This window comes from Lysinibacillus sphaericus (genome assembly GCF_015844675.1).
GTDB classification, from domain to species: Bacteria; Bacillota; Bacilli; order Bacillales_A; family Planococcaceae; genus Lysinibacillus; species Lysinibacillus sphaericus_E.
The window spans coordinates 40,821-53,606 of sequence record NZ_LDGC01000068.1 but is presented as its reverse complement, the minus strand read 5'-3'; the positions used below and the strand labels follow the sequence as shown (position 1 = coordinate 53,606).

Annotated in this window: 10 protein-coding genes and 1 riboswitch; of the genes, 9 read left to right on the top strand and 1 reads right to left on the bottom strand. The window is 38.8% G+C overall.

The annotated features are described in order from the left end of the window. Positions 1–68: 68 nt before the first annotated feature. The 7 genes from ABE34_RS16480 (at position 69) to ABE34_RS16445 (ending at position 10,138) form a co-directional block, all read left to right on the top strand. Positions 69–1,298: an ATP-grasp domain-containing protein gene (locus ABE34_RS16480; protein WP_197143568.1), complete on the top strand. Its 1,230-nt coding sequence runs from the start codon at positions 69–71 to the stop codon at positions 1,296–1,298. Next, positions 1,298–1,999, top strand: coding sequence for an aspartate/glutamate racemase family protein (locus tag ABE34_RS16475; RefSeq protein WP_197143567.1), 702 nt, complete (start codon positions 1,298–1,300; stop codon positions 1,997–1,999). The genes ABE34_RS16480 and ABE34_RS16475 overlap by 1 nt, the downstream gene beginning before the upstream one ends. Before the next feature lie 261 nt (positions 2,000–2,260). Then, positions 2,261–3,409 (top strand): DEAD/DEAH box helicase, encoded by a 1,149-nt coding sequence (locus tag ABE34_RS16470; protein WP_197143566.1) that lies wholly within the window; start codon positions 2,261–2,263, stop codon positions 3,407–3,409. Between the two features lies 1 nt (position 3,410). Continuing rightward, positions 3,411–4,640, top strand: coding sequence for an aminopeptidase (locus ABE34_RS16465; protein WP_197143565.1), 1,230 nt, complete (start codon positions 3,411–3,413; stop codon positions 4,638–4,640). A 30-nt stretch (positions 4,641–4,670) separates the two neighbouring features. After that, positions 4,671–5,585 (top strand): SGNH/GDSL hydrolase family protein, encoded by a 915-nt coding sequence (locus ABE34_RS16460; RefSeq protein WP_197143564.1) that lies wholly within the window; start codon positions 4,671–4,673, stop codon positions 5,583–5,585. Between the two features lie 318 nt (positions 5,586–5,903). Continuing rightward, the gene (locus ABE34_RS16450; RefSeq protein ID WP_197143562.1) at positions 5,904–7,061 is read left to right on the top strand and encodes an exonuclease SbcCD subunit D; all 1,158 of its coding nucleotides are present in this window, start codon (positions 5,904–5,906) and stop codon (positions 7,059–7,061) included. Beyond that, complete coding sequence (locus tag ABE34_RS16445) at positions 7,058–10,138, top strand: AAA family ATPase (RefSeq protein ID WP_197143561.1); 3,081 nt, start codon at positions 7,058–7,060, stop codon at positions 10,136–10,138. The genes ABE34_RS16450 and ABE34_RS16445 overlap by 4 nt, the downstream gene beginning before the upstream one ends. A 203-nt stretch (positions 10,139–10,341) precedes the next feature. On the opposite strand, the gene ABE34_RS16440 is transcribed toward ABE34_RS16445, so the two are convergent. After that, complete coding sequence (locus tag ABE34_RS16440; protein WP_197143560.1) at positions 10,342–10,674, bottom strand: DUF4870 domain-containing protein; 333 nt, start codon at positions 10,672–10,674, stop codon at positions 10,342–10,344. A gap of 126 nt (positions 10,675–10,800) precedes the next feature. Further along, a riboswitch (TPP riboswitch) is annotated at positions 10,801–10,908 on the top strand. Between the two features lie 130 nt (positions 10,909–11,038). Between ABE34_RS16440 and thiT the strand changes: the two genes are divergently transcribed. Both thiT and map read left to right on the top strand, forming a co-directional pair. Then, complete coding sequence (thiT, locus tag ABE34_RS16435) at positions 11,039–11,599, top strand: energy-coupled thiamine transporter ThiT (protein WP_197143559.1); 561 nt, start codon at positions 11,039–11,041, stop codon at positions 11,597–11,599. A gap of 427 nt (positions 11,600–12,026) precedes the next feature. Continuing rightward, positions 12,027–12,782: a type I methionyl aminopeptidase gene (map, locus tag ABE34_RS16430; protein ID WP_079562706.1), complete on the top strand. Its 756-nt coding sequence runs from the start codon at positions 12,027–12,029 to the stop codon at positions 12,780–12,782. The last annotated feature ends 4 nt before the right edge of the window (positions 12,783–12,786 follow it).

Sequence of the window (12,786 nt, the reverse complement as noted above, 5' to 3'; positions counted from 1 at the left end):
AGCCGGAACGGACATCAACCCCACGTTATGGTGATAAGCCTAAAAAAAGCTAAAGTGAGTTGAGCAGAATGGTCATTGAGCACGCTTTTTTACCGGTTTTATTAGGAGATGAAATGAATGCATATGGCATGGCAAGAGCATTTTACGAGTCCTATGGCGTTAAACCACTTGCATTAAATCATACGAATATGGAGAAAATACAGCACAGTGATTTATTAACATTTCGTGAAGTTCCAAGACTCCATATTGAAGATCGTTTTGTCGTGGCGTTAAAGGCAATTGCAGAGGAATTTACAGGTAAAAAATTACTTTTATTAGCCTGCGATGAATTTTACGTAAAAAAAATTGTGCAACATAAAGAGGAGCTAGCAGAGTATTTTGAAGTTCCTTATGTGGATGCAAACCTTGCTCAAGATTTATTAACACGCGAGAGCATGTATGAACTTTGTGCAAAGTTCGGCTTTCACTATCCGGCAATGCATGTTTGCACCGTCAATGACTATGAGGAACTTGACATCCCTTTTGAATATCCAGTAGTCATTAAACCACTGAATATGACTAAGTATGCTGCATGTATTTTTCCAGGCAAGAAAAAAGTATATATTGCACAAGATAACGACGAAAAGGATGCTATTTTCCACGCCATTTATAAGGAATCTGCATACCGAGATGACATAATGGTACAGCAATATATTCCAGGCGAAGATGCTCATATGTGCGTCGTCAATGCTTATGTTGGGCAAGATAATAAAGTAAAGCTACTTTCGGTAGGTAACCCGATTTTAGAAGAGCATTCTCCAGAGGGGATTGGTCGCTATGTAGCCATAATGACAGCATATGATCAAGACTTAATGGATCGCGTCAAATTGTTTCTAGAGGAGATTCGATTCAAAGGGTTTGCCACGTTTGATATGAAGTATGATGAACGCGACGGTCAATATAAGTTATTAAGTATTGAATTACATAATGAACTTTCCAATTATTATGTGACAGCAAGTGGCTATAATTTAATGCAATATGTTGCGGATGATTTTATTCGAGGAAGTAAGCAACAACTAACTTATGTTCAGAATAAGCATCTTTGGACGATTGTGCCAAATGGTGTACTCTTTAAATATGTACAAAATGAACAGCTAGTAATTGAAGCGAAGAGCCTTATTCGCCAAGGGATGGCTACGGATTCTGTCTTTAATTATAAGGATATGAATGCGAAGCGTTGGTTGAATATAACGCTAGATAATTTAAGTTTTTATCGCCAATATAAGAAATATTTTAACAACAAAGGTCTGTCAAACTAATGAAAAAACAAACTTTAGGTATAATAGGTGGCGTAGGTCCACTAGCAACGATGTTTATCGGTGAAATGATTGTAAGACGTACGAAGGCAACGAAGGATCAGGAGCATTTACATACAATCATTGATAATGATACGAATATCCCTGATCGTACTGCCTTTATTTTAGATAATACAAAGGAAAATCCTGTACCAGTAATAGTCGCAGATGCTAAAAAGCTTGCTTCTGTTGGGGCAAATATGATTGCTATTCCATGTAATACAGCACATACCTTTTACGATGAGATTGTTGAAGGTTCTCCAGTCCCTGTATTACATATGATAAGGGAAACAGCAAAGCGTGCCTCTGATTTAGGGGCTGAGCGTGTAGGTATTTTAGCGACAACAGGTACATTAACTTCACGTATGTATCAAGATGCGTTAGAGGAATTTGGACTAACACCAGTTGTCCCAGACGATGGGATGAAAGAAAAAGTCATGTCTATTATTTATGATTATGTAAAGGCTGGGAAAGATGTCTCTCAAGAGGATTGGCAACCGATAGAAGAGGCAATGCTTGCACTTAATTGTGATCGTATCGTACTAGGATGCACAGAATTATCTATCGTTAATCGAGATTTAAAATTAAGTGATACCTATATCGACTCATTAATTGTTTTAGCAGAACGTGCGATAGAAGCATGCGGTTACGAAATAGTAGATTAACAATTGAATCAACCAAATAAAAATCTGCTCGCTCTTCGCGGGTAAGCTGTAAACCTTCAAAGTAGCTCCGGTGTCTATGAGGGCTTGAAGGCTTACAAATCCCGTGCATGAATCGTGCAGATTTTTTTCGCATTATTGTACAAGAAGACGCCCATCTCAAACTTCGTTAGGTGAGATTATAAAATGGTTTATGTACATATGAAGTAGGAAAATGATTAGTGTGTTAAACTAGTGTCAAGTAGATAGAAGGTGGGAAATTACATGTCAGTAATAAATGTATTAAATGAAGATTTACAAGCAAAATGGAAATTTGAAGAACCGATGAAAATTCAAGAAGAAATGATTCCAGCAATGCTTGATGGCAAGGATATTGTAGCTGAATCGCCGACAGGATCGGGGAAGACGCTAGCGTATGTACTTCCTTTACTAAATAAAGTAAACGGTTCAAAAAAACAAACACAAGGACTTATCGTAGCCCCATCACAGGAGCTAGCAATGCAAATTGTAGAAGTTATCCGTGAATGGACAGCAGGTTCTGATATTACGGTTCAGCAACTAATTGGTGGTGCAAACTCTGCACGTCAAATCGAAAAGTTAAAGAAAAAACCGACGATCGTTGTAGGAACACCAGGCCGATTAAATGAATTAGCACGTGCTGGGAAATTAAAGCTAAAAGAAATTGAAACAGTTATTTTAGATGAATGTGATCAGTTACTTAGTCGTGAATATCGAGTTGTCGTAAAATCCTTTATCGAAGGTTCAGCATATGGACGACAAGTAGTTGTTGTTTCAGCAACCATTACGGAGGAAATTGAATTAGTAGCTAGTCGCATGATGTTCGAGCCAGTACGCTTCAAAATTAAACCAGAAGATATGTTGAAGGTTGGTAAAGTTGTACATTCTTTCGTGAAAGTAGAGGAGCGAGATAAAACTGATTTCCTACGTCGACTATCACATACTGAAGGAGTACGTGCGCTAGCTTTCGTCAACAATATAGATCAATTGCTGATGAAGGAAACGAAATTACAATACCGTGCGGCACCGATTGTGACATTACACTCTGACATGAAAAAAGAAGAACGTAAAAAGACATTAGATGCATTCCGTAAAGGAGATGCGCGTATTTTAATTGCTACAGATATTGCTGCACGTGGTTTAGATATTGCAGGTTTAACACATGTTATTCATGTCGATGTTCCAAGAACAATTGAGCAGTATTTACATCGTTCTGGCCGTACAGGTCGTGCTGGAGCAGATGGCGAAGTATTAACGTTATTATCATATCGTGACGAAAAAACATATAAAAAATGGACTAGAGAAATTCCTGGGAAACCTGTACAGAAAGTATGGCATGAAGGCAAGATAGTGGAGGGCAATTCAAAAACAATTGGACAAAAGCGAGGTAAATAATATGACTTTTGAAGAAAAATTACAAGCATATGCAGAACTTGCGGTAAAAGTCGGTGTTAATATTCAACAAGGGCAATATTTATTAATCAATACATCAGTCGATGCATTGGATTTCGCCCGTTTAGTTGTGAAAGAGGCCTATAAGGCTGGGGCAGGGCGTGTTCATGTTAACTTAACGGATGATGAAATGGATCGTGCTTACTTTGAGCATGCTTCAGATGAAGAATTTAATCGTTTCCCAGAATGGGTAGTTAAAATGCGTGATGAGGTAATCGAACGTAAAGGGGCATTCTTATTAATTGATGCTGCAGACCCTGATAAATTAACAGGTATTTCAGCAGACCGTCTAGCTACCCACCAAAAGGTATCAGGAGCAGCTCTAAGAAACTATCGTAACGCTGTCATGAAGGATTTAATCGCTTGGTCAATTGTAGCCGTTCCTTCACCAAAGTGGGCATCGAAAGTGTTCCCGGACTTAGCAGCTGAGGAACAAGTGCCAGCATTATGGGAGGCTATATTTAAGACTGTTCGTATAGGTGAAGGCAATGCTGTTGAAAACTGGCGTGATCATGTAACAAATTTAGAATCTCGTGCAGACCTTTTGAACAATAAAAAATATGCGAAGCTTCACTATAAAGCGCCAGGTACTGATTTAACAATTGCATTAGCGCCACAGCATAAATGGCTTACTGGAGGTAGTAGAACGCCAGAAGATACAATCTTTATTGCTAATATGCCGACAGAAGAGGTTTATACATTACCGATGAAACAAGGTGTTAATGGCTATGTCAGCAATACAAAACCATTAGCTTATCAAGGGAATATTATCGATGGCTTTAAACTGACATTCGAAGAAGGAAAAATTGTTCAGGCTGAAGCACAGGTAGGACATGATTTATTACAGGAGCTTATGAATGTGGATGAAGGCTCATGCTATTTAGGTGAGGTAGCACTTGTACCGCATGAATCACCAATTTCAGCATCGGGAATTTTATATTATAATACATTATTTGATGAAAATGCATCGAACCATTTAGCGATTGGTGAAGCTTATCCAACTTGCTTAGAGGGTGGAAGAGATTTAGAAAAAGGGCAGCTTGAAGCATTAGGTGCAAATATTTCAGTAACACATGAGGACTTTATGATTGGCAGCGGCGAGATGGACATCGACGGTATTTTACCAGACGGAACTGTAGAGCCAATTTTCCGCAAAGGTAGCTGGGCATTTTAAGTACTTGATGGAAAGAAAGGAGTTGAGCAGATGAAACGATACCTATGCTTAATGGGTACAGTTATACTCACGCTGGTGTTTAGTGTTTCATCTGCTTTAGCTCAGACTGAAAACTACCTGTCAATTGGAGATTCCTTGGCAGCTGGTCAAACACCTTATCAACAGATTGATACAGGCTACAGTGATCTAATCGCCATGAAATTAGGAATGACTGGGCAATTGAGCTTCTATACGAAGGAGCTCGCTTTCCCAGGGTATACAACAGCCGACGTTTTGAAACGAGTAAAATCAGAGGAAGCAAGTAACTTATTAGCTAATGCAACACTTATTACTGTTTCGGCAGGCGCCAATGATTTACTGCGGCTAGTGCAAGCTAATCCAACTGCTGGTACATTAGCCTTTTCACAGCTACAAACCGATTATGCATTAAACATTGCCAGAAAAAATATGGAGAAGACTTTAGAAGCGTTAAAAGAGCGAGCACCTAAAGCAAAGATTTATGTAATGGGCTATTATTTTGCTTATCCAAATGTTCACCCTTCGCAAAAAGAAGGAACAAATGCACAGCTCGTTAAGCTAAATACGATTTTACAGCAACAGGCAGAGCATGCTGGAGCAGCTTATGTAAACGTATATGATGATATTGGGTTAAACGCTAGAAACTTTTTACCCAATATCTCTGATGTACATCCTAATTTTGAAGGCTATCGCCAAATGGCAAATGCATTTTTACATGAATATAGTGGAAGTAAAGCTCTAGCCATTTCTTCAAACGAATTACCAAAGCCTAACCCTATTTCATTTGACCAGATTTTAGAACAACTGGTGAAGGCAGAGCAGAAACAAGAGGAAAAAGAAAAAACAACTCCTACGGCACGTGCCCTCCCAAGTTTTAAAGGATATGCTGCTTTTATGGAGAAGGTAAGAGCTAAAGAAATTTTTTAATGTAACAGGGCATTCGACAAGAATGCTCTTTTTTATGTTGATGATCTATCAAAATATAGGCGACGGAAGGAATCGTTGGAACGACGGAAGGAATCGTTGAAACGACGGAAGGAATCGTTGGAACGACGGAAAGAATCGTCGGAGTGACGGAAAGAATCGTTGGAGCGGCGGAAGGAATCGTCGAAACAACGGATACACTCCGTCACCCTAGTTTCCCAAGTTATGATGAGGAGCCCTATTATAATTTTCAAACTAATAAAAGGAAAAACAAACAATCCAACAGCCATGATAAAATGAAATAGACAGGAGGCGCACAAAATGAAAATATTTCATACAGCAGATTGGCATTTAGGGAAGCTTGTACAAGGCGTCTACATGACCGAGGATCAACATTGTATTTTACAGCAATTTAAGCTAGCTATAGATGAGGAGAAACCAGATGTTATCGTTATAGCAGGTGATTTATATGACCGTTCGATGCCCCCGATTGAGGCAGTGAATTTACTAAATGATATTTTGGCGGAAATTGTCCTTGATAAGAAAATTCCCGTGTTAGCAGTTGCCGGGAACCACGATAGTGCAGGTCGATTAAACTTTGGCAGTAGTTTAATGAGTGATAGTGGATTACATATTAAAGGCCAGTTTACGAAAGACCATGCACCGATCGTTTTACATGATGAATATGGTGAAGTACATTTTCATCTCGTACCTTATGCAGAGCCAGCGTCAGTACGGACGATTTTAGAGGATGATTCTATTCGTTCTCATCAAGAGGCGATGGAAAAAATTATTGAATATATTGGGCAAAGTTTAGATTCTACAAAACGTAATGTTTTTGTTGGACATGCCTTTGTGACGAAGTATGGAGAAGAAGAAGCAAATACGAGTGAATCAGAGCGACCTTTATCAATAGGGGGCTCGGATTGCATAAATGCAGCGTTGTTTAAACCTTTTGATTACACTGCACTGGGACATTTGCATAAAGCGCATTTTGTGTTGAATGAAACGATTCGATATGCTGGTTCTCCATTGAAGTATTCATTATCTGAGCATTTACATGAGAAGGGCTTTTTAATTGTTGAGCTAGATGCACAGGGAGAAATAGCTGTGACGAAGCGAAAGCTTATACCGAGACGGGATTTACGTGTGGTAGAGGGTTTAATGGATGATTTATTGCAATTACCACCAAGTGATGATTATGTATTTGTACGCTTAACAGATACTACGCCAGTAACGTCGCCGATGGAACGTATTCGTACAGTGTTTCCTCATGCGATGCATGTTGAGCGTAAAGTAATACGCCAAGAACTATCACAAGAAATTCAAGCGGTTGAGGCGGAGAAGATAGAAGACATCGATTTATTCCGATCATTTTTTACAGATATTATTGGCATACAGCCAGATCAAGATACTGAGCGTCTATTTACAGAGATGCTGCAAGAATTATTAGATGAGGAGCGAGAGACAGTAAAATGAAGCCTTTAAAGTTAACGATTACTGCATTCGGTCCATATAAAAATACAGAGGTTATTGATTTTCAACAGCTAGGTGAACATCGTCTATTTGCGATTTCTGGAAAAACAGGTGCAGGGAAAACGACGATTTTTGATGCTATATGCTACGCACTTTACGGATCAGGTAGCGGTGAAGATCGTCAAGATACGGCTATGTTGCGAAGTGGGTTTGCAGATGATGATGTGTATACTGCTGTGGAACTTGTTTTTGAAATGCATGATAGAGTGTATCAAATATTACGTCAGCCAGGTCATATTAAAGAAAAGAACAAAAGTGTTACTGGTAAGAAAATAGAACTGGCTGAAATCAAAGGAGACACACTTGATTATAGTATTGTAGAAAAGCAGCAAACACTTGAGGTAGATAAAAAGCTACAGGAAATAATAGGCCTCACAAAGGATCAGTTTAGTCAAATTGTTATGCTGCCACAAGGTGAATTTCGCAAGCTATTAACTTCAGATTCTACGAATAAAGAAGTTATTTTGCGCAAGATTTTTAAAACAGACCGTTTTGGTGCTATGACAAAAAGACTTGATGCGAAACGAAAAGAAGCAGAAAGTGATTTACTGCGCGCGAAGCAATTAAAAGAGCATATTCTTGGCCAAATTGCGGGGGCATTGCCACAGCGTTCGTCATCTCTATTTACTTGTATTACTAATAATACCGAAAATATGCATCAGCTAAAGAAGGCTCTGGAAGAAGAGCAGACCTACTATAATGAATGTATACAATTGGAACAGCGGCGTTATAAAGAAGCTTATGCGCATCACCAAAAAGAGCAAGAGTTTTATAGTATGGCGAAAACATTGAATGAGCAATTTGATGAGCAATCGAATCGTCAGAACCGTCTGCAAGCATTGCTACAAGAGCAAGATGTATATAGCGCAAAAGAACGTGAAATTGCTTTAGCAGAAAAAGCAGAACGTCTTGTTATACTTGAGCAACAATGCGTCGATTTACGTGCGGAGCAAAATCATAAAGAACAATCCTGTCAGCAAGCAGTGACAGAGCAACAAAACGCAGAAGCTCAGTTAAAACTTGCGCAGGAAAAATTTAATATTGAAGAGGCGAAGGAACCTGAACGCCAACACGTTCTACAACAGGAGTTGCAGCTACAAGCATTATTACCAACTTTCGAGGCGTATGAGAATAATCTTCAGCAACTGCAAATAGCTGAACAATATGTTACAACAGCTAAGCGAGCTGTAGACGATAATCGTAAAATCGTAGAAACAGGACAAATGCAAGCTCAGCATTTAGCAACAACAATTGAACAATATGAAAAACAACTTGAGCCATATGAAGGTTTTTTAGAACAGTTACCGAAGCTAAAAGAGCAAGTATCATACTTAGCGCAAGTTGAAAAATACACTAGAGCAGTTGAAATGGCAGAGCAGGATGTAGCCATGACTGATGTCCACTATCAAGAAAGTAAGAGAGCTCTTCAAAAGTTGGAGCAACAATGGATTGCGAGTCAGGCAAGTATTTTAGCACAGCAGCTTAAGGATGGAGAGGCTTGCCCAGTGTGTGGTAGTACAACACATCTTGAAACACATCGTGAGCAATTAGAGATGATTGAACTAGCACAGGTGGAAGCTTTGCGAGTAAAGGCTACTAATGATGAGCGCAAGTTTTTAGAGAAAGAAGCTTTATTGAACTCTACAAAGCATCTTTTGCAAGAGGCATTAGAACAGTTAGAGGCGAATGAGATTGATCAATCGAACCAAGCACAAATTGTAGCTTCCTTACAAAATGTAGAGCAACAAATTATTATCTTAAAAGTAGTGAGCAATCAATTGTCTGATGTACGTATGCAACAAAAGGATCATCGTGTACGAATGGAGCAGCTACAAGAAAAACAATTAAAGCTAGAGCAGTATTTAGCTGAAAAGACGAAGGAATTGACTAAACAACAAGCAATTGTGGAAGAGCAGCAAAAACATATTCCAGAAAATCTTACGACGCTACATGCATTGAAGCAGGCAATTGCTCATATAGGTTCCCAAAAGGTTGCCTTACAAACTGCGTGGACTATCAGCCAACAAAGTTTGCAAACTGCCAAGGAAGCAGCAAACAATGCTAGAATGACCGTCGAAATAGCGAAACAGGCTTTTGAGGAGTTAAAGCTGAAAATGGATGAAAAGCGTGAGCAATTTTCAGTAAGTATGAAGGAAGCAGGTTTTGAAAGCTATGAAGAATTTGCTACTGGAAAGCGTAGCGTGTCGCAAATAGAAGCTTTACGGAAGGCTTGCAGTGATTATGCTATGCAAATCCACACTTTACAGGTACAAATTACTGAGGGAGCGAAGCACCTTAAAGGACAAGAGAAACAAGATTTAACGGCAATGGAAGAAAAATTAGAGGTGCTTCGTGTAACCTATGAGGACGCCTTTAAAGTATTGCAGCAGATGGAAGGATTTGCGAAAGCTTGCGCAGACTTTATCGAAAAAGTAGAGGAAGCGGAGCTGGAAATACGCTTACTTGAAAAAGAAGCGGGACGAGTAAAGGAATTATATGCAATGTTAAATGGGCAAAATGCGAAAAAGCTGTCCTTTGAGCGTTATATTCAAATCAATTATTTAGATAAAATTACAGAGGCAGCAAATGTCCGCCTTTATCATTTATCCAACGGTCAATTTGAGCTACGACGTTCAGATCGTTTAGAAAAGCATGCTAAGCAAAGTGGACTGGGGTTAGATGTGTATGATGCCTATACAGACCAATTACGTGATGTAAAAACATTATCAGGGGGAGAAAAGTTTAATGCTTCTTTAAGTCTTGCCCTTGGGATGGCGGATGTCATTCAAAGCTTTCAAGGTAATATCCGTATTGAAACAATGTTTATTGATGAGGGCTTTGGTTCTCTTGATGAAGAGGCATTAAATAAGGCAATTGATACTCTTATTGATTTACAAGATTCTGGACGCATGATTGGCGTCATTTCACACGTTGCAGAGTTAAAAGCTACAATGCCTGCAGTGTTGCACGTTGAAAAAACAATGAACGGACATAGTCAAACATATTTTGAAGTAAAATAAAAAAGAGGCGTATTTCCGATGTGTGGAATACGCCTTTTTATTACTTTTTAGTTAAGTTAGGATTTGTTCCTTTTTTTGCAGCGATTACTTTTTTTACTATTGGAATAACGATTGGTGCTAATTTTACGGCGGTTTTGACAACTTTAGATACTTTCAAAAAATAACAGCTCCTTTTAGTACTCTGTTCAAGTTTGAAATGAAACTTATCGGATAACGCGAACTGCCTGAATAATATTCCAAATAACAATTCCGATTGAAACAAGAATGTAAATCATAAATGAAACTAACCAAATGATAAGAAAAGAACTACTGCCTGAATCGGGTTCAAAAGTGTTGAATGATAAAGTTGAGAAAATAAAGACTGCAAAAAATATTATTCCAAATACGACTGGGATTAAATGCGATATTAGTGCTCGAAGAGAATGACTCTTTACGTCGTTATCTTTTGAAACAAAGTAAACGACTAATGGCACAATAAAGGGTGCAAAAAAGATACTGAGATAACTAAAGGCAGATAAAATTTTTTGGTTCTCCATAGTAGTACCTCCTTTTTAAATATTTACGCATAAAAAACAGTAAAGTTTCAAAAAAATTAATGTGGAAGAGGTTGTAATCGTTACAGTGTTTGCGTACAATGAGGTTGTTCAACTAAATTAAGATGTAACGACCACAAGGGGAGCTGATGATGTCAGCTGAGACTAGGCACGTAATGCCTTAACTCTTTGAACCTGTAAGTTAACGCTTGCGTAGGGATGTGGATAGAAACCGACACTTTTACGATGTGAGGCTCTGTCCTGGCATCGTTTTTTTATCTTTAATGATGCTAGATAGTGACATATTTGCCAACTGATTTCTATTCCTGCTCTTGTATCCTACATCGGAACAAAGGAGAGAATAATTATGGACAATAAAAAACTTTTAATGCTTGTGGAGATTGCGATATTCGCAGCGATTGGCCTTGTGCTCGATCAAGTTTCCTTTAAAGTATGGGCACAAGGAGGCTCTGTTAGTCTCGTAATGGTGCCAATAATGTTAATAGCATTTCGCTGGGGCCTTATTCCAGGCATGGTAACGGGTTTACTTATTGGTGTTATGCAAACAATGTTTGGCGCCTATATTATACATTGGCTTCAAGGAACACTTGATTATGGTGTTGCCTTTACGGTAGTAGGCTTAGCGGCCGTTGTGCGTGGACCAGTGCTTGAGGCTGCAAAAGATTTAAACAAAAAGAAAATGGCGCTTTATATTATTTTAGGAACGGTTTTAGCGGGCTTTTTACGTTATGCAGCACATACCATTGGGGGCGCTGTATTTTTCGCAGAGTATGCTGGCGATCAAAATGCATGGGTTTATTCAATTATCTATAATGGAACATATATGCTTCCAGCAACGATTTTAACAGCGATTGTCGGTGTTTTGTTATTTACAGCAGCACCTCAATTAATGCAACGAAAATCATAATTAGTATGCCCTTCACACGAGTGGAGGGTTTTATTTTTATTAAATTGAATGAAAGATCATCCCCATAACGTGGGGTTGATTTCCGTTCCAACTGGGCGCTTTCCTGGGGGCGTCAGATGAGCCGCTTCGCTGCAGGGTCTCGGGCCAACACGATGTTGGTCACGAAGGCGTTATCACAGGACGTGATGCTTTTAGCCTTCGTTCCTCTATATCGCTAATCCCCAAGGAGTCGCCCAGTCTCCACTCCAATTAACTTATGCACATTGTTTCCGTTTTAATAAATGCCAACCTCGACTTTTGGTAATGGTGCCTGTTTTCAGCACTTTACAATTTATGATGGCATATAATATTTAAAGCTTTTAGCGTTTTAAGCATAGAAAGTTATGTTATATTATGTAGTAGATATTAGATGAAAGGGACGTTAAAAATGATTGTAAAAACGCAAGAAGAGATTGAAGCCTTTAAAAAAATCGGCCGTATTTGTGCTGAAATTCGTGAAGCAATGAAGGCTGCTACAAAACCAGGTGTAACAACACTAGAACTAGATGAAATTGCAGGCCGTATGTTTGCTGAGGCCGGAGCAGTTTCTGGCCCTAAAGGGGAGTATGATTTCCCAGGATATACATGTATTAGTGTTAATGAGGAAGTTGCACATGGTATTCCGGGTGAACGTGTGATTAAAGAGGGAGATATCGTCAATATAGATGTATCTGGTTCATTAAACGGCTATTTTGCTGATACAGGCATTTCATTTGTAGTTGGTGAGGGCTATGAGGATAAAGAAAAGTTGTGTCGCGTAGCCAAAAGTGCTTTTGATCGTGCGATGACAAAAGTAAAAGCTGGGTCAAAATTAAACCAAATCGGAAAAGCTGTTGAGCGTGAAGCATATGCTAATGATTTAACAGTGATTATGAACCTAACAGGCCATGGTTTAGGTCGTTCTTTACATGATGAGCCAAACCATATTTTAAATTATTATGATGCATGGGATTCTACAATTATGAAAGAGGGCATGGTTCTTGCAGTTGAGCCATTTATCTCAGCGAAAGCGGAGCATATTGTGGAGTCTGGTGATGGCTGGACATTTGTTACGCCAGACAAATCATTAGTTGCTCAAATCGAGCATTCAATTATCGTTACAAAAGACAAACCAATTATTTTAACTTCACTTGACGAACAATAAAAAA